This window comes from Amycolatopsis sp. (genome assembly GCF_035276945.1).
Lineage (GTDB): Bacteria > Actinomycetota > Actinomycetes > Mycobacteriales > Pseudonocardiaceae > Amycolatopsis_E.
This window is the reverse complement of sequence record NZ_DATELF010000024.1, coordinates 24,167-41,603: the sequence shown is the minus strand read 5'-3', so window position 1 is coordinate 41,603 and position 17,437 is coordinate 24,167. Positions and strand designations below refer to the sequence as shown.

Genomic DNA, 17,437 nt, shown 5'->3' with positions numbered 1-17,437 from the left:
GGCCAGCGCCGGGGTCACCTTCGACAGGCCGCCGTAGTCGGAGATCAGGCGCGAGCCACCCCGGATGATCACCATGCCGACGACGATGAACAGCATGCCGGTGGTGATGCCGTGGTTGACCATGTAGAGCGTGGCGCCGGCGAAGGCCTGGCTGGAGAACGAGAAGATGCCCAGCGCGATGAACCCGAAGTGGGCGATCGAAACGTACGCCACGAACCGCTTCATGTCCTGCTGCCCGGCCGCGAGGATCGACCCGTAGAGCACGCCGATCACGGCCAGCACGAGCACCAGCGGTGCCAGCGTCTTGCTGGCTTCGGGGAACATCGGCAGGCAGTACCGCAGGAACCCGAACGTGCCGACCTTGTCCAGCACGCCGACCAGCAGCACCGCGACCCCGATCGGCGCCTCACCGGCCGCGTCGGGCAGCCAGGTGTGGAACGGCACCAGCGGCGCCTTGATCGCGAACGCCAGGAAGAAGCCGAGGAACAGCCAGATCTGCGTGGACAGCGGCGCGTCCCGCACGACCGTGACCAGGGTGGCCCAGTCGAACGTGCCGTTGCCGGGCACCAGCGCGTAGGCGCCGATCGCCGACGCCAGCATGATCAAGCCGCCGAGGAACGAGTACAGGAAGAACTTCACCGCCGCGTACTGCCGGTTCGCGCCGCCGTAGCCGCCGATGAGGAAGTACATCGGGATCAGCATGATCTCGAACAGCACGTAGAACAGGAAGACGTCGGTCGCCGCGAACACCGCGATGGTCAGTGCCTCCTGCACCATGATCAGCGCGAAGAACCCGGCCACGCTGCGGCCTTCCGGCAGCCGGTCGGCGGTGCCCAGCGCCCCCATCACGATGGGCACCAGGAATGCGATCACCGCGATCATGACGAGCGCGATCCCGTCGACGCCGAACGAGATGTGGATGCCGAAGGACGGGATCCAGTCCATCGACGTGGCCTGCTGGATGCGTGCGCCACCGGGCGAGTAAACCGTCCACAGTGGAATGATCAGCACCAGTTCCAGCAACGCGAAGGCGAGCGCGATCCGCGTGGCCAGCCGGTCGTTCTGCTTGAACGGCGTGAGCGCGAGCGCGCCGACCAGCGGCAGGAGGATGAGGGCCAGTACCCAAGTCATGAGAACCTCACCAGGAGCAGAGCCGCCACCAGGACGAACGAGCCGGCGAGCATGGAGAGCGCATACGACCGGACGAAACCGGTTTGCAGCCTTCGCAGGCGTCCCGACCCGCCGCCCAGACCCGCGGCGAGACCGTTTACCGCGCCGTCGACGCCCCGGCTGTCCAGGAACACCGAGAACCGCGTGAGCCACAGGCCGGGCCGCGCCACGAGGGTCTCGTTCAGCGCGTTGCCGTAGAGGTCCTTCCGCGCGGCCCGGACCGGCGCCGACACCCCTGCGGGCCGCTCGACCGGAGTGTCCCGCCTACCCACCACGAGCCACGCGACGAGCACGCCGAGCGCCGCGAGAGCGATGGTCAGCCAGGGCACCAGCGCGGGCGGCAGCGCCGAGTGCTCAGCCTCTTCGAGGCCGCCGAGCGACGGCTCGAGCCAGTTCGTCAGCCGGTGGCCGAGCGAGAAGAACGCGCCGGCGCCGATCGAGCCGACCGCCAGGATGATCATCGGCACGGTCATCACGCGGGGCGACTCGTGCGGGTGGAACTCCTTGCCCTCATCGGTGCGAAGGTTTTTCCAGCGTTCCTTGCCGAAGAAGGTCATCAGCATCAGGCGGGTCATGTAGAACGCGGTCAGGCCGGCGCCCAGCATCGCGGCGAGGCCGAACACCCAGCCCTGCCAGCCCGGCCGGCCGAACGCCGCCTCGATGATCGCGTCCTTCGAGAAGTACCCGGACAGGAACGGGAACCCGATCAGCGCGAGGTAACCGAGGCCGAAGGTGACGAAGGTGATCGGCATGTGCTTGCGGAGGCCGCCGAACCTCCGCATGTCGACCTCGTCGTTCATGCCGTGCATGACCGAACCGGCGCCGAGGAACAGGCCCGCCTTGAAGAAGCCGTGGGTGAGCAGGTGCATGATGCCGAGCGCGTAGCCGAACGGGCCGAGCCCCACCGCCAGCATCATGTACCCGATCTGGCTCACCGTGGAGTAGGCAAGGACCTTCTTGATGTCGTCGTAGGCGCACCCGATGACACATCCGATCAGCAGCGTCACCGCGCCGACGAGGGCCACCAGCAGGCGACCGGTCGCGGTCTCGTCGAAGATCGGGTTCGACCTCGCCACCAGGTAGACCCCGGCGGTGACCATCGTTGCCGCGTGGATCAGGGCGGACACCGGGGTCGGGCCCTCCATCGCGTCCGGAAGCCAGGCCTGCAACGGGAACTGGCCGGACTTGCCGCAGGCGCCGAGCAGGAGCAGCAGCGCCATCGCGGTGATCACGCCGGGCGGCGCGTGCCCGATGTTGGCGAACACGCCCGCGTAGCTGACCGTGCCGAGGTACTTGAACATCAGGAAGATCGCCAGTGCCAGGCCGACGTCGCCGACCCGGTTCATCAGGAAGGCCTTCTTCGCCGCGGTCGCCGCGGACGGCCGGTCCTGGTACCACCCGATCAGCAGGTAGGACGCCAGGCCGACGCCCTCCCAGCCCAGGTAGAGGGTGACGAAGTTGTTGCCGAGCACCAGCACGAGCATCGAGGCCACGAACAGGTTCAGGTAGCCGAAAAACCTGCGCTTGTCCGGATCATCGGCCAGGTAGCCGATCGAGTAGACGTGGATCAGCGAGCCGACACCGGTGATCAGCAGGACAAAGACCAGGGACAGCGCGTCGATGCGGAACCCGAAGTCGACCTGCAGGCTCTCGACCGGGATCCAGGAGAAGAACTTCGTGTCGGCCGGCTTGCCGTCGCTGCCGAAGAACAGCACCAGGCCGTACACAAAGGACAGGATGACGGTCGCGCAACCGAGCAGGTGGCCCCACGGGTTGGTGCGCCTGCCACCGGCCAACAGGACCAGCGCACCCAGGGCCGGGAACGCGACCAGCAGCCACGATGATGCGATCACACATGAGTCCTTTCTGCGGCGCGCCAGCGCCTCCGTTGAGGGTGGCGGGCGGGGCTCTCAGTACTTGAGCAGGTTCGTGTCGTCGACGGAAGCCGAGCGCCGGGTGCGGAAGATCGCCATGATGATCGCCAGGCCGACCACGACCTCCGCGGCGGCCACGACCATCACGAAGAACGCCATCACCTGGCCGTCGAGCCCGCCGTTGATCCGCGAGAACGTGACGAGCGTGAGGTTCACCGCGTTGAGCATCAGCTCGATGCACATGAACACCACGATCGTGTTGCGCCGCACCAGCACGCCGACCGCGCCGATGGTGAACAGCAACCCCGACAACAGCAGGTAGTACGTGGGAGTCATTTGCCCGCCCCTGTTTCTTCGGCATCCGATCCGATGAGTGCGTGCGCGTCCGGCTTGGGTTCGGTGCCTTCGACGACCTTGCGTTCCGCTTCGAGCCGCGCGGTCGGCGTGGACTCGATGATCGCCGACAGCGACTCCGGGGCCACCGAGCCGTCCGGCAGAAGCGCCGGGGTGGCGACCGAATGGGAGGTGGCGAAGACACCGGGGCCGGGCTTCGGCGAGATCCGCTCGTACTCGCCCCGGAACCGGGCTTCGACGAGTTCCTTCTGGGTGCGGCGGCGGCCACGCTTGTCGGTGAACGCCAGCACCATCGCACCCAGCGCCGCGGTGATCAGCAGCGCCGAGGTGAGCTCGAACGGGAACAGGTAGTCGGTGAAGATCATCCGCCCGAGCCCGCCCGGCGTGCCGTCGGCGGGGGGCGCCGGGGTGACGTTGGTCAGCGCGCGGGTGAGCGCGGTGGCCAGCAGCCCGGCGACGCCGACACCGAGGATCCCGGCCCAGAGCCGTTGGCCCCGCAGCACCTCCACCACCGAGTCCGAGCTCTCCCGGCCGACCAGCATGAGCACGAACAGGAACAGCATCATGATCGCGCCGGTGTACACGATGATCTGGGTGAAGCCCAGAAACGGCGCCTGCTGGACCATGTACAGCACACCGAGGGAGAACATCGTCATCGCGACGAACAGCGCGGAGTGCACGGCGCTGCGGGCGAAGATCAGGCCCAGCGCCCCGAGCAGCGCGATCGGGCCGAGCACCCAGAACGCGATCGCCTCGGCGACCGAGACATGCTGGTCGACGCCCTGCGCCAGGACGAGTGCGGTCATCACTGGATAACCTCCTCCCGTGCCGTCTCGACGGTTTCACCCGCGGGAACCCCGCGCCCACGAGCCAGTTCGGGCCCGTTGACGTAGTAGTCCTGCTCGTTGTCGCCGAGCCGCATCGGGTGCGGCGGCGCCTCCATGCCGGGCAGCAGCGGCGCCAGCAGGTCTTCCTTGGTGTAGATCAGCCGCTGACGGTCGTCGTCGGCGATCTCGTAGAAATTGATCATGGTGAGTGACCTGGTGGGGCAGGCCTCGACGCACAGGCCGCAGCCGATGCAGCGCAGGTAGTTGATCTGGTAGTCCTTGCCATAGCGCTCACCGGGCGAGTAGCGCTCGTCCTCGGTGTTGTCGCCGCCCTCGACGTAGATCGCGTCCGCCGGGCAGGCCCACGCGCACAACTCACAGCCGACGCACTTCTCCAGCCCGTCCGGATGCCGGTTGAGCTGGTGCCGCCCGTGGTAGCGGGGGGCGGCGGGGGCTCCGGCCTCGGGATACTCCTCCGTCGCCACCTTCTTGAACATCGTCGAAAAGGTGACCCCGAAGCCCTTGATCGGATCGAAGATACCCATTCAGCTCTCACTCCCGATCTGCGCGTGCTCGCTCGTCTTCGCCACCCGGCGGCGCCGCTTCCGCGCGGCACCCCGTTCCGGCACCTCGGGCACCTTCAGGTCCAGCGGCGGCAACGGGTAGCCGCCACCGGTGACCGGCACCGAGTCGGTCCTGACCGGCTGTTTGGCGTCCACGCTCAGCGCGGCCGTCACCGCCACCAGCACCGCGATGGCGCCGCCGACGACGATCTTGATGCCCCAGTTGTCGATCGTCCGGAACGAGACCACGGCCACGATCCACACCAGGTTGACCGGGACCAGAACCTTCCAGCCCAGCTTCATGAACTGGTCGTAGCGGAACCGGGGCAGCGTGGCGCGGAGCCAGATGAACCCGAACAGCAGCACGAACAGCTTGACGAAGAACCAGATGATCGGCAGCCAGCCCTTGTTCAGCGGCGAGTCGAGTCCGACGAACGGGAACATCCAGCCGCCGAGGAACAGCGTGGTCGCGAACGCCGAGACGATCACCATGTTGACGTACTCGGCGAGGAAGAACATCGCGAACTTCATCGACGAATACTCGGTGTGGAAGCCCCCGACCAGTTCGGACTCGGCCTCCGGCAGGTCGAACGGCGCCCGGTTGGTCTCGCCGACCATGGAGATCAGGTAGATCACGAAACTGGGCAGCAACAGGTAGAAGTACCAGCCGTGCTGCTGGGCGTTGACAATGTCCCCTGTGGACAGTGAGCGCGCGTAGAGCACCACCGCGACCAGTGAAAGGCCCATCGCGATCTCGTAGGAGATCACCTGCGCCGCCGAGCGCAACCCGCCGAACAGCGGGTACGGCGAGCCGGACGACCAGCCGGCCAGCACGATCCCGTACACCCCGACCGAGGAGCAGGCGAGGACCACCAGCACCCCGACCGGCAGGTCCACCAACTGCAGCACGGTGCGCTGCCCGAAGATCGACACCTCGGGGCCGAACGGGATGGCCGACAGCGCGATCAGCGCCGGGACGGCCGACAGCACCGGGGCGAGGAAGTAGACCTTGCGATCGGCGGTGTCCGGGATGATCTGTTCCTTGAACGGCAGCTTGACCGCGTCCGCCAGGGACTGGAGGTAACCGCCGGGGCCGACCCGGTTGGGGCCGGGCCGGTTCTGCATCCGGCCGATCGCCTTGCGCTCCCAGACGATCAGGAAGATCGTCAGCAGCGGCCCGATCAGCAGGATCACGATCGCCTTGACCAGGACCAGCCACCACGGGTCGTCGGCCAGCAACTCGGCCCGAGTCAACGGCTCCTGCGCCTGCACCAGCAAGGGGCTTGATGACACAAGTGGTGTCATTCTTCGACGCCTCCCTTGATCGAAACCACGCTGCCGTGCCCGGCTCCGAGCGTGGCGCGCACGCGGGAGCCGGTGGAGTTGGCGGGGAGCCACACCACGTTGTCGGGCAGGTCCGCCACCTCGACCGGGAGCGTGACCTCCCCGCGGTCGGTGGCCACCGTCACGGTCTCGCCCACGCTTTCGGCCGTCTTGGCCGACAGCCGCGCCACCACCTTGCGCGCGGTTCCGGCCAGGTGCGGCTCGTCGTCCTGCAGCGACCCCTCGTCGAGCAACTGGCGCCAGGTCGCGAGCTTCGCCTGTGAACTCGCCAAGGCGACCTTCGCCGCCTCGGACGCCGGGAAGGTGCCGGGCCGCGGCGTGAACCTGGGCAGCCTCGCCAGGTCCGCCCCGGATGCCGCCGGGGTCTGGGTGAACAGGTCGGCGTCCATCTCGACGGCGAGCGTGTCGAGGACCCGGCAGTCGGAAAGGGCGCCGGTGTTCTCGATCGTGGTGTCGAACGGGCGGGAGCGCCCTTCCCAGTTCAGGTAGCTGCCGGACTTCTCCACGTCCGGGGCGATCGGCAGTACCACGTCGGCGTACTCGGTGACCGCGCTCGGCCGCAGTTCGAGGCTGACGATGAAGTCCGCGGACTCCAGCGCCCGCCGGGCCAGTTCCGGGTCCGGCAGGTCGTCGGGGTCGACACCGCCGATGACCAGGCCGGACAGCCCGCCCTCCGCGGCGGCCCTGAGGATGCCGTTGGTGTCTCGGCCGGGCTTGGCCGGGATCGGGACGCCCCAGTGGGACTCGACCTCGGCGCGTGCCGCCGCGTCGGTGACCGGGCGGCCGCCCGGGAGCAGCGACGGGGCCGCGCCCACCTCCAGCGCGCCACGCTCACCGGCCCGGCGCGGGATCCACGCGACCTTCGCGCCGGTCCGCTCGGAAAGCGCGACCACGGCGGCGAACAGTCCCGGCACCTCGGCCGCCCGCTCCCCGACCAGGATGACCGCACCCGGCGCGGAAAGCGCCCGCTCCAGGTCCGGGGCGTGCCTGCCGAGCCCGTCGAGCGCGGCCGGTTCCTCGCCCGGGACGCAGGCCAGCAGCTCGCCGAAGGTCTTGCGTACCGACGGCGTGCTCCACTGTCCCAAGTGGACGATTCTGGCACCGCGCTTGCGGGCCGCCTTGCGCAGCCGCAGGAAGACGATCGGCGCCTCTTCCTCGGGCTCGAAGGTCACGCAGAGCACGGTCGGCGCGTGCTCCAGCGCGGCGAAGGTGACGCCGTTGTCCGGGTTCGTGCCGACCACCCGTGAGGCCAGGAACTCCAGTTCCTCGGCCGAATGTGCACGGGCCCGGGAGTCGATGTCGTTGGTGCGCAGGGCGATCCGGGCGAACTTCGAGTACGCGTAGGCGTCCTCGACGGTCAGCCTGCCACCGGTCAGCACCCCGGCGCCGCTGCCTTCGCGGGCCTTCACCAGCCCCTCGGCGGCGACTCGCAACGCCTCCGTCCAGGACGCTTCCTCCAGCAACCCGGAGGCGTTGCGGACCAGCGGGCGGCGCAACCGGTCGCCGGCTTGGGCGTACCGGAACGCGAAGCGGCCCTTGTCGCAGATCCATTCCTCGTTGACGTCCGGGTCGTTGCCCGCCAGCTTGCGCATGACCTTGCCGCGCCGGAAGTCCGTGCGCTCGGCACAGCCGGACGAACAGTGTTCGCACACACTCGGCGAGGACACCAGGTCGAACGGCCGCGACCGGAACCGGTACTGCGCACTGGTCAGCGCGCCGACCGGGCAGATCTGGATGGTGTTGCCGGAGAAGTAGGACTGGTTTCGGTCCCCGCCGACGCCGTCGCTTTCGGCCGCTCCCTCGACCTCGGCCGTCGACGCTGTCCCGATCTGCTGGTGTGCGCCGCGTTCCAGCAGGTCGAGGAAGTTGTCCCCGGCGATCTGCTGGGAGAACCGGGTGCAACGCTGACAGAGCACGCAACGCTCTCGATCGAGCAGGATCTGTGCCGAGATCGGGATCGGTTTCGGGAACGTCCGTTTCGTGTCGTGGAACCGGGAGTCCGCACGGCCGTGCGCCATCGCCTGGTTCTGCAGCGGGCACTCCCCGCCCTTGTCGCAGATCGGGCAGTCCAGCGGATGGTTGATCAGCAGCAGCTCCATCACGCCCTGCTGCGCCTTGTCCGCGACCGGCGAGGTCAGCTGGGTCCTGACCACCATCCCGTCGGCCACCGTCATGGTGCACGAGGCCTGCGGCTTGGGCATCGGCCTGCCGCCCATCTCGACCTCGACCAGGCACTGGCGGCAGGCGCCCGCCGGGTCGAGCAACGGATGGTCGCAGAAGCGGGGGATCACTGTGCCGAGCCGCTCGGCGGTGCGGATGAGCAACTCGCCCTTGGGCGCGATGACCTCCTCACCGTCGATGGTCAGCCTGACGTAACCCTCGGGCACAGCGTTCTCGGAATCGGGTGCTGTGTCTTTTCGGCTTGGCGCCATGGTCATGCGCGCGCTCCCACCAACTCGGCCTTGGCTGTCCCGGCCTTGTCACGTTCACACAAGGCCAGGAACTCGTCCCGGAAGTACTTGATGCCACTGACGATCGGGCTGACCGCGCCGTCGCCGAGGGCGCAGAACGACCGGCCGAAGATGTTGTCGCAGACGTCGAGCAGGGTGTCGATGTCCTCCTCGGTGCCCCGGCCCTCGACCATGCGCTCCAGAATCTGCGCCAGCCAGTAGGTGCCCTCACGGCACGGGGTGCACTTGCCGCACGACTCGTGCTCGTAGAACTTCGTCCACTTCATCACGGCCCATGGCACGGAAACCGTCTCGTTGAAGACCTGCACCGCCGTCGTGCCGAGCATCGAGCCGGCTTCCGCCGCGCCCTCGAAGTCCAGCGGGACGTCCAGGTGTTCGGCGGTCAGCAGCGGCGTCGAGGACCCGCCGGGGGTCCAGAACTTCAGCGGGATGCCGTCCTTCATGCCGCCGCACAGTTCAAGCAGCTCCCGGAGCGTCGTACCGAGCGGCGCCTCGTACTGACCGGGCCGTTCCACGTGCCCGGAAATCGAGTAGATCTTCGGGCCCGGCGACTTCTCGCGGCCCATCTGGCGGAACCAGTCCGAACCCGCGTTGACGATGAACGGCACGCTGGCGATGGTCTCCACGTTGTTCACCGTCGTCGGCGCCGCGTACAGGCCGGCGGCGGCCGGGAACGGCGGCTTGAGCCGGGGCTGGCCTCGCCGTCCTTCCAGCGAGTCCAGCAGCGCGGTCTCCTCGCCACAGATGTAGGCACCCGCTCCGGCGTGCACGGTGATGTCGAGGTCGTAGCCGGTGCCGAGGATGTTCCGGCCCACATACCCCGCGTCGTACGCCTCGCGTACCGCGGCGTTCAGGCGCCGCACGCAGTGCAACGCCTCGCCGCGCACGTAGATGAAGCAGTGGTGGGACCGCATCGCGTAGGAGGCGATGACGCAGCCTTCCAGCAGCGAGTGCGGGTCCGCCATCATCAGCGGAATGTCCTTGCAGGTCCCGGGTTCGCCCTCGTCGGCGTTGATCACCAGGTAGTGCGGCTTGTCCTCGTTGGGCGGCATGAACGACCACTTGAGGCCCGCGGGGAAGCCCGCGCCGCCACGGCCGCGCAGGCCGGCGTCCTTGATCAGCTGGACGAGCTGTTCCGGGGTCCCGGCCAGCGCCTTGCGGATCGCGGTGTAACCCTCGAGCTGCTCGTAGGTGGACAGTCGCCAGGAGTTCGGCGAGAGCCAGCGTTTGGTCAGCACCGGAGTCAACGGATCAGCCATTACTTGGTCCCTACTTCTGGAAGGGGCACGTCCTCCATCACCGGCGCGGTCCAGCCGCGGTCCCGGGCGAGCGCGGCACCCCGCAGGGTCTCCACCGCCTGCGAACGACCGTCCACCTCGGACCGGTAGGTTTCCTCGTCTTCCGGGAAGAATCCCGCCAACTGCAGCTCGGCGCCCTTGAAGTCGCTCAGCGGGGCGCCCCGGGTCGGCGCCGGCTTCTCTCCGCGCCGCAGGGCCGCCACCAGCTCGGCCGCCGACTCGGGCGTCTGCTTGTCGTAGTACTCGTAGTTGACCTGCAGCACCGGGGCGAGGTCGCAGGCCGCGAGGCATTCGACGTGCTCCAGGGTGATCGACCCCGGTTCACCGGGCTCGCCCGCGGTTTCCTCGTGCCCGACCCCGAACTGCTCGGACAGCCTGGCGTAGATCGCGTCGCCGCCGAGCGCCGCGCACAGTGTGTTGGTGCACACGCTGACCAGATGCTCACCGCAGGGCCGCCGCTTGTACATCGTGTAGAACGTGACCACGGCGCTGACCTCGGCCTCGGACAGGCCGAGCTGCTCGGCGCAGAAGTCGATGCCCTCCTGGCTGACGTGGCCCTGAACCGACTGCACGAGGTGCAGCATCGGCAGCAACGCCGACCTCGACTGCGGATAGCGCGCGACGATGCTCCGCGCCTTCTCCACGATCTCGGAACTGAAAACCTGTGCTCGAGTCACCTGTCAACTCCCCCCATCACCGGGTCGATCGAGGCCACCGCGGCGATCACGTCCGCGACCAGACCGCCTTCGGACATCGCGGGCATCGACTGCAGGTTGACGAAACTGGGGTCGCGGACGTGCACCCGCCACGGTTTCGTGCCGCCGTCGGACACCACGTGGTAGCCGAGCTCGCCGCGCGGCGACTCCACCGGCACGTAAACCTGCCCCGGCGGCACCTTGAAGCCCTCGGTGACCAGCTTGAAGTGGTGGATCAGCGACTCCATCGACTGGCCCATGATCTTGCGCACGTGCTCGAGCGAGTTGCCCATGCCGTCGCTGGAGATCGACAGCTGGGCCGGCCACGCGATCTTCTTGTCCGCCACCATGACCGGGCCGGGTTCGAGTTTCTTCAGCACCTGCCGGATGATCCGCAGCGACTCGTGCATCTCCTCGACCCGGCACAGGTACCGCGCCCAGCAGTCCGCCTCCGTGCGGGTCGGCACCCCGAAGTCGAACTCGTCGTAGCACGAGTACGGCTCGATCTTCCGGAGGTCCCACGCCAGCCCGGCCGAGCGCAGCACCGGACCGGTGGCCCCGAGCGCGAGGCAGGCGTCCACCGGCAGGTAACCGACGCCCTTGAGCCGGTTGCGCCAGATCGGCTGGCCGGTGAACAGCTTGTCGTACAACGGAAGCCGCTTGCTCATCACCTTGATGAACTCGCTGATCTTCTCGTGGTGGTCGGTGGGCAGGTCCTGCGCGACCCCGCCCGGCCGGATGAACGCGTGGTTCATCCGCAGGCCGGTCAGGTACTCCAGCAGGTGCAGCACCTCTTCGCGCTCGCGGAAACCGAAGGTCATGGCCGTGGTGGCACCCAGTTCCATGCCGCCGGTGGCGATGTAGACCAGGTGTGAGCCGATCCGGTTGATCTCCAGCAGGAGCACGCGGATAAGCTGGGCCCGCCGGGGCACCTCGACACCGAGGAGCTTTTCGACCGCGAGGCAGTAGGCCATCTCGTTGGCCAGCGGCGCGAGGTAGTCCATCCGCGTCACGAAGGTGACGCCCTGGGTCCAGGTGCGGTATTCGAGGTTCTTCTCGATCCCGGTGTGCAGGTACCCGATCACGGACCTGAGCTGGGTGACCGTCTCCCCCTCCAGCTCCAGCACGAGCCGGAGCACGCCGTGCGTGGACGGGTGCTGCGGGCCCATGTTGATGACCATGCGCTCGTCGTGCTCGGCGTCGGTGAGCACGTCGTCCCAGTCGCCGCCGCTGACGTGGTAGACCCGGCCCTCGGTGGTCTCCCGCGACGCCGCGTAGGGTGCGCTGTCCGCACCCTTACCGGTGGTGTCCGTTCCGGTCGTGACGTCCGAAAGGCGCTCTGTGTTCGTCACGAGTACGACCTCCGCTGGTCCGGGGGCGGGATCTCCGCGCCCTTGTATTCCACCGGGATCCCGCCGAGCGGGTAGTCCTTGCGCTGCGGGTGCCCGTCCCAGTCGTCCGGCATCAGGATGCGGGTCAGCGCCGGGTGGCCGTCGTAGACGATGCCGAACATGTCATAGGCCTCCCGTTCCTGCCAGTCGGCGGTCGGGTAGACCTCCACAATGGACGGCACGTGGGGATCGTCAGCGTCGTTGCAGTCGAGCGTGACCTCGAGCCGGATCCGCCGCCGGTAGGTCATCGAAGTCAGGTGGTACACCGAATGCAGCCGCTGCGGCACGTCCGGGCCGTAGTCCACTCCGGACACCGAGCTGCACAGCTCGAACCGCAGTCCCGCGTCGTCGCGCAGGATCCGGCACATCTTCACCAGATGCGTCTTGTCGACGTACAGGGTGATCTCGCCGCGGTCCACGGTGACCTGCTGCACCGCCTCCGCGGGCACCCCGTTTTCGGCCAGCGCGGCGAAGAACTGGTCGGCGAACTCGTCGAACCAGCCGCCGTACGGGCGCTCTGCGGGGGCCGGCGTGTAAGCGGGCAGCCGCAGCCCGCCGTAGCCCGAGGTGTCCCCGGTGTCGGACACCCCGAACATGCCCTTACGCGCCCGGCCGGCGACCACCGGCTGAGCCGGCCGGGGCCCGCGCGGCTCCAGGCCCTGCTCGGCCCGCTCGGCGCTGGACTGCTCGCCGCCGGTGACCGGTTTCTCTTCAGACATTCCGTATCACTTCTTCGCGTATTTGATCGACGACGGCACCAGTTCGGTCCGGTGGCCCGCCTTGAGCGCGGCGCGGCGCGGGCCCATCGGCTCGTCCTGGATCTTGGCGTGCAGCTTGAGGATCGCGTCCAGCAGCATCTCCGGCCTGGGCGGGCAACCGGGCAGGTACATGTCGACCGGCACGATGTGGTCCACGCCCTGAACCACCGCGTAGTTGTTGAACATGCCGCCCGAGGAAGCGCACACCCCCATCGCCAGCACCCACTTCGGCTCGGCCATCTGGTCGTAGATCTGCCGGAGCACCGGCGCCATCTTCTGGGTCACCCGGCCCGCGACGATCATCAGGTCCGCCTGCCGGGGGGTGGCGCTGAACCGCTCCATGCCGAACCGGGCGATGTCGTAGCGGGAACCGCCGACCGTCATCATCTCGATCGCGCAGCAGGCGAGACCGAAGGTGGCCGGCCACAGCGAGTTCTTCCGCGCCCAGTTGACCAGGCCTTCCAGGCTGGCCAGCAAAATTCCGTTCGGGAGCTTTTCTTCCAGACCCATGACTCACTAGTTCCAATCCAGGCCGCCGCGCCGCCACACGTAGGCGTAGGCGAACCCGACCGTGGCGATGAACAGCACGATCTCCACCAGGCCGAACACACCGAGCGCGTCGGCCGTCACCGCGAACGGGTAGAGGAAGACCATTTCGATGTCGAACAGGATGAACAGCATCGCGGTGATGTAATAGGCGACGGGCATCCGGCCGCCACCCACCAGCGGCTGCGGCGACGGCTCGATGCCGCATTCGTACGCCTGCAGTTTCGCCTTGTTGTACCGGGTGGGGCCGACCAGCGGGCCGAGCAGCACCGAGAACACGGCGAACGCCGCGGCGAGTGCGAACAGCAGGACGAGCGGCAGATATTGGGCCAAGGACATCGGCTAGCGCCCCTTCCACAACACTGTGTTCCTCGCGACCCGCGTCGCGGAACCCTCGTCGCTTGTGAAATCATTCACAAGCTTCCCGACGAAGTTGTGAAGCGGTTCACAAAGCATGGGTGCAGTGTAGGACGGCGCTCACATTGTTGTCTCGGGGGCTTTGGTTTGAGGGCGACCTAACCTCGGTGCCACCGCTCGGGTGACCAACAGCCTGGACCAGCACCAAAGGATCAAGATCACCTTTGTGTCGCTTGGTAACTGTGATGTTTCACACGGTGTCGCGCCATGCACGGGCCGCGACATCGCCGGCCAGCCGCCGGCTGGCCGGGTATTTTACACATGAGCCGCTGACCTGCGGTGATGCCCGGGAGATCACCCTAGTGCAGCCCGCTGACCAGCCGAAACGTGTCCATGTGCGGAGAACGGGACCAGCGGTCCACAGCGACGACGGCCCGCCTCCCCGCCCGGGTACGGCGTCACTCCCCGTCACCGGGCCCGTTCCGCGCGGCGTTCACGCCTCATGCGCTCGGGGTGAGCCGGGCGGCCAGCGAGATCAGCCGGTCGACGCCGTCGCCACCGCTGGCGTCGTAGCAGCCGGAAAGTCCCTTGTATATCAACGGGATCAGGGGGTTGACCCGCAGCCCGTACCTGGTGGCCGCGTGCATCACCTTCGGGTTGCCGATGGCCTTGGCGAAGAGGTTGCCGAGCCGGTAGTAACCGCCCATCAACTCCTTGAGCGCCACCGGGTACCCGCACAGCGCACGCTCCCGCGACGGGCCCTCCGGGCGGGCCAGCGCCTGACCGACGACCTCCGCCGCGAGTTGCGCCGACTCCATCGCCGCCGAGATGCCCTCGCCGTTGAACGGGCTCACCATCCCGCCGGCGTCGCCGAGCAGCAGCAGGCCGTCGCGGTAGTGCGGGGTGCGGTTGAAGCCCATGGGGAGCCCGGCGCCCCCGATCCGGCCGATGGCGTTCTCCTCGCGGAACCCCCACTCCTCCGGCGTCGAGTCCAGCCACTGGCGCAGCAGTGCGCGGTAGTCGGTGTTGCGAAACGCTTTCGACGTGGACAGCATGCCGAGGCCGACGTTCACGGTGCCGTCCCCGAGCGGGAACGCCCAGCCATAGCCGGGCAGCAGTTTCGGATCGCGCGGGTCGCCGCGGTCCCAGAGCTCGAGGTGCCCTTCGATGAACTCGTCGTCGTGGCGCGGGCTCTTGTAGTAGCGGCGCACCGCCACGCCCATCGGCCGTTTCTCGCTCGTCTCGATGCCCACCGAACGCGCGAGCCGCGACGACACGCCGTCGCAGGCCAGGACGAGCGGCGCGCGGTAGGTCACCGGGGCCTTGTCCGGACCGGTCTTCGCCTCGACGCCGATCACCCGGCCGGTGCGCTCGCCGGTCAGCGCGCCCGTGACCGTGGTCTGCTCCCGCAGCCGCGCGCCCGCCTTGACCGCGGTCTTGGCCAGCAGGTCGTCGAAGTCGTGCCGCGTGCGGGAAACGCCGTACGGCGGATAGCTGGTCAGTTCGGGCCAGTCGAGTTCGAGCGTGCGCCGGCCGGTGAGGATGCGCAGGCCACGGCTGTGCACCCAGCCGGCTTCCCGGCTGGTGTCGATGCCCAGGTCGATCAGCTGCTTGACGCCGCGCGGGGTCAGCCCGTCGCCGCAGACCTTCTCGCGCGGGAACGTGGTTTTCTCCAGAAGCAGCACGTCGAGCCCCGCGCGCGCCAGATACGTGGCCGCGGTCGAGCCTGCCGGACCCGCGCCGACCACGATCACCTGAGCTGTGTTGTCTTCGCACTCGCTCGCGTGGCCAGGGCTCTCCACCGCGTCTACCTCACATTTTCCTTGATCGGAGCCCTGCCCCAGGATCGGGTACCTGGTGCGGCACCTCGTCTTGACGAGGCATGTCACGTTGAGCAGGAACGTCAGTCACTGAGCCGAGTCTACGGGTGGCTTGATCGCGCGGTGGATCGCGACGACACCGAACGTGAGGTTCAGCCATTCGACCCGCTGCCACCCGGCCGAAGCGATGATCTCGGCGAGGGCGCGCTGATCGGGCCAGGTCGCCATCGACTCGGCCAGGTAGGTGTACGCCTCCGGGTTGGACGAGGCGAACCGGCCGAGCATGGTCGTCGCGCGCCGGATGATCTTCCGGTACAGGAACCGGATGGGCGGCGGTGTGGGCGTGGACACCTCGCAGACCACCAGCCTGCCGCCGGGCCGGACCACGCGGGCGATCTCGATCAGCGCGGCCTTGGTGTCGACGAAGTTGCGGATGCCGAAACTGATCGTCGCCGCGTCGAAGCTGTTGTCGGAGAACGGCAGGTGCAACGCGTCGGCGGCCACCATCGGCACCTTGCGGTGCAGGCCGTTACGGAGCATGCCGAGCGAGAAGTCGGCGGCCAGGCACCAGGCGCCACCGCTGGCGTACCTCTGGGTGGACACCCCGGTGCCCGCGGCGAGGTCGAGCACCCGCTCCCCCCGCCGCGCGCCGAGGACGTGTGCGGTGGTGGTTCGCCAGCGCCGGTCGAAGCCGAACGTCATGACGGAGTTGGCCCGGTCGTAACCGGAGGCGACACCGTCGAACATGGCGGCGACCTCGTGCGGCTCCTTGTCCAGACTGGCTCGCATGCTTGGAATGTAGTGCGGTGGCCCCCACGCGCCTCCGTCGAGGGTGGGGTGGGCTGGCGGGCGGCCCTCAGTGCGGGCTGGGGAGAACGGCGAGCATGCCCTGGACGGAGGCCGGCCAGGCGAACTCCTCGGCGCGGGCGCGGGCGGCCGCGCGGCGAAAGTCCTCGGGGCTGTCCAGCAGCCCGGTCACGGCCGAGGCGAAGGCCGGTGCCATGTCCGCCACCGCCGCCCCGCATCCAGGACGCACGATCTCGCGCAGCGCCGAAGACGCCGAGACCACCACGGGCGTGCCCGAGGCGAGCGCTTCCAGCGCGGCCAGCCCGAATGTCTCATGTGGGCCGGGCGCGAGCGAGACATCGGCGCTGGCCAGCAGGCGGGCCACGGTGCTCCGATCGGACACGAAGCCGAGGAAGGTGACCGGCAGGCCGCGGGCACGGCGTTCCAGCGCGCGCCGGCGGGGCCCGTCGCCGGCGATGACCAGCCGCACCGCGGCGCCCGACTCGGTGAGCTCGGCCACGGTGTCCACGCTGCGCTCCACGTGCTTCTCCGGCGACAACCGTCCACAGTGGACAATAAGCGCGTCGGCGCCGCGGGCCAGGTCCTGGCGCCAAGCGCCGTCCCGGTTTCCGGGCGCGAAGGTGGCGAGGTCCACACCGAGCGGGACCCGCTGCACGTTGGGCGCGCCGATCCGGTCGAACTCCTCACGGGCGAAGGCCGTGGTGCACACGACCCGGTCGTAGCTCTCGGCCATCCGCCGGTTGGCCACGTCGGCGACCTTGCGGGCCAGCGGGCCGGGCACCAGGAACTGCTTCAGCAGCCGGTCCAGCCGCTCGTGGGAGATCACCAGGCTGGGCACGCCGTTACGCCGGGCCCACGCGCCCATCCCGCGCAGGGTGAGCCGGTCCGACACCTCGAGCCGGTCGGGCGTCAGCGCGCGAAGCAGCCCCCGCACCCGGTACGGATCGACCGCGCGATAACCACCGGTGCCCGGGATCTTGGGCGCGGGCAGGGAAATCCGGCGCACCCCGGTCGGCAGCATCTCGTCATCGAAACGGTGCCCGGGGACCACGAGCGTGACGCGATGGCCGTTCGCCACATACCCGGCGCCGAGGTGGTTCAGGGCCGTGCGCAGCCCGCCCGACCTCGGTCCGTAGAAGTTGGCGAGTTGAACAACGTGCAC

The 17,437-nt window shown here is 68.6% G+C and carries 16 protein-coding genes; all 16 read right to left on the bottom strand.

Annotated features, from left to right (window positions below; translation table 11 throughout):
- The coding region (locus VJT49_RS03310; protein ID WP_324163174.1) for an NADH-quinone oxidoreductase subunit M at positions 1-1,131 on the bottom strand (1,131 nt) is incomplete at its 3' end.
- Positions 1,128-3,023, bottom strand: coding sequence for an NADH-quinone oxidoreductase subunit L (gene nuoL / locus VJT49_RS03305; protein WP_324163173.1), 1,896 nt, complete (start codon positions 3,021-3,023; stop codon positions 1,128-1,130). The genes VJT49_RS03310 and nuoL, both read right to left, overlap by 4 nt.
- A 57-nt stretch (positions 3,024-3,080) precedes the next feature.
- Positions 3,081-3,380 carry an NADH-quinone oxidoreductase subunit NuoK gene (nuoK, locus tag VJT49_RS03300; protein ID WP_324163172.1) on the bottom strand — a complete coding sequence of 100 codons (300 nt, stop codon included), beginning with the start codon at positions 3,378-3,380 and terminating at the stop codon, positions 3,081-3,083.
- Entirely contained in the window at positions 3,377-4,204 is an 828-nt protein-coding gene (locus VJT49_RS03295) for an NADH-quinone oxidoreductase subunit J (RefSeq protein ID WP_324163171.1), read from the bottom strand. The genes nuoK and VJT49_RS03295 overlap by 4 nt, the downstream gene beginning before the upstream one ends.
- A complete protein-coding gene (nuoI, locus tag VJT49_RS03290; protein ID WP_324163170.1) occupies positions 4,204-4,770 on the bottom strand; it encodes an NADH-quinone oxidoreductase subunit NuoI in 567 nt (188 codons plus the stop codon). The genes VJT49_RS03295 and nuoI overlap by 1 nt, the downstream gene beginning before the upstream one ends.
- Complete coding sequence (gene nuoH, locus VJT49_RS03285) at positions 4,771-6,093, bottom strand: NADH-quinone oxidoreductase subunit NuoH (RefSeq protein ID WP_324163169.1); 1,323 nt, start codon at positions 6,091-6,093, stop codon at positions 4,771-4,773.
- Positions 6,090-8,570: an NADH-quinone oxidoreductase subunit G gene (locus tag VJT49_RS03280; RefSeq protein WP_324163168.1), complete on the bottom strand. Its 2,481-nt coding sequence runs from the start codon at positions 8,568-8,570 to the stop codon at positions 6,090-6,092. The genes nuoH and VJT49_RS03280 overlap by 4 nt, the downstream gene beginning before the upstream one ends.
- On the bottom strand, positions 8,567-9,862 hold the full coding sequence (gene nuoF / locus VJT49_RS03275; RefSeq protein ID WP_324163167.1) for an NADH-quinone oxidoreductase subunit NuoF: 1,296 nt from the start codon (positions 9,860-9,862) through the stop codon (positions 8,567-8,569). Before nuoF ends, VJT49_RS03280 begins: the two co-directional genes overlap by 4 nt.
- On the bottom strand, positions 9,862-10,578 hold the full coding sequence (gene nuoE / locus VJT49_RS03270; RefSeq protein ID WP_324163166.1) for an NADH-quinone oxidoreductase subunit NuoE: 717 nt from the start codon (positions 10,576-10,578) through the stop codon (positions 9,862-9,864). Before nuoE ends, nuoF begins: the two co-directional genes overlap by 1 nt.
- Positions 10,575-11,948: an NADH-quinone oxidoreductase subunit D gene (locus VJT49_RS03265; protein WP_324163165.1), complete on the bottom strand. Its 1,374-nt coding sequence runs from the start codon at positions 11,946-11,948 to the stop codon at positions 10,575-10,577. The genes nuoE and VJT49_RS03265 overlap by 4 nt, the downstream gene beginning before the upstream one ends.
- Positions 11,945-12,706: an NADH-quinone oxidoreductase subunit C gene (locus VJT49_RS03260; protein ID WP_324163164.1), complete on the bottom strand. Its 762-nt coding sequence runs from the start codon at positions 12,704-12,706 to the stop codon at positions 11,945-11,947. Before VJT49_RS03260 ends, VJT49_RS03265 begins: the two co-directional genes overlap by 4 nt.
- 6 nt (positions 12,707-12,712) lie before the next feature.
- On the bottom strand, positions 12,713-13,255 hold the full coding sequence (locus VJT49_RS03255) for an NADH-quinone oxidoreductase subunit B family protein (RefSeq protein ID WP_324163163.1): 543 nt from the start codon (positions 13,253-13,255) through the stop codon (positions 12,713-12,715).
- A gap of 6 nt (positions 13,256-13,261) precedes the next feature.
- Positions 13,262-13,630, bottom strand: coding sequence for an NADH-quinone oxidoreductase subunit A (locus VJT49_RS03250; RefSeq protein WP_324163162.1), 369 nt, complete (start codon positions 13,628-13,630; stop codon positions 13,262-13,264).
- Positions 13,631-14,148: 518 nt separating this feature from the next.
- On the bottom strand, positions 14,149-15,450 hold the full coding sequence (locus VJT49_RS03245; RefSeq protein ID WP_324163161.1) for a geranylgeranyl reductase family protein: 1,302 nt from the start codon (positions 15,448-15,450) through the stop codon (positions 14,149-14,151).
- Between the two features lie 105 nt (positions 15,451-15,555).
- Positions 15,556-16,257: a demethylmenaquinone methyltransferase gene (locus tag VJT49_RS03240; protein WP_324163160.1), complete on the bottom strand. Its 702-nt coding sequence runs from the start codon at positions 16,255-16,257 to the stop codon at positions 15,556-15,558.
- 67 nt (positions 16,258-16,324) lie between these two features.
- The gene (locus tag VJT49_RS03235; RefSeq protein WP_324163159.1) at positions 16,325-17,437 is read right to left on the bottom strand and encodes a glycosyltransferase; all 1,113 of its coding nucleotides are present in this window, start codon (positions 17,435-17,437) and stop codon (positions 16,325-16,327) included.

What these genes read in the sequence shown, in the direction of transcription:
- VJT49_RS03250 (WP_324163162.1), bottom strand. Translation starts at nt 13,630, where the DNA reads ATGTCCTTGGCCCAATATCTGCCGCTCGTCCTGCTGTTCGCACTCGCC.
- nuoK (WP_324163172.1), bottom strand. Translation starts at nt 3,380, where the DNA reads ATGACTCCCACGTACTACCTGCTGTTGTCGGGGTTGCTGTTCACCATC.
- nuoF (WP_324163167.1), bottom strand. Translation starts at nt 9,862, where the DNA reads ATGGCTGATCCGTTGACTCCGGTGCTGACCAAACGCTGGCTCTCGCCG.
- nuoI (WP_324163170.1), bottom strand. Translation starts at nt 4,770, where the DNA reads ATGGGTATCTTCGATCCGATCAAGGGCTTCGGGGTCACCTTTTCGACG.
- VJT49_RS03295 (WP_324163171.1), bottom strand. Translation starts at nt 4,204, where the DNA reads ATGACCGCACTCGTCCTGGCGCAGGGCGTCGACCAGCATGTCTCGGTC.
- VJT49_RS03255 (WP_324163163.1), bottom strand. Translation starts at nt 13,255, where the DNA reads ATGGGTCTGGAAGAAAAGCTCCCGAACGGAATTTTGCTGGCCAGCCTG.
- VJT49_RS03240 (WP_324163160.1), bottom strand. Translation starts at nt 16,257, where the DNA reads ATGCGAGCCAGTCTGGACAAGGAGCCGCACGAGGTCGCCGCCATGTTC.
- nuoH (WP_324163169.1), bottom strand. Translation starts at nt 6,093, where the DNA reads ATGACACCACTTGTGTCATCAAGCCCCTTGCTGGTGCAGGCGCAGGAG.
- VJT49_RS03280 (WP_324163168.1), bottom strand. Translation starts at nt 8,570, where the DNA reads ATGACCATGGCGCCAAGCCGAAAAGACACAGCACCCGATTCCGAGAAC.
- VJT49_RS03260 (WP_324163164.1), bottom strand. Translation starts at nt 12,706, where the DNA reads ATGTCTGAAGAGAAACCGGTCACCGGCGGCGAGCAGTCCAGCGCCGAG.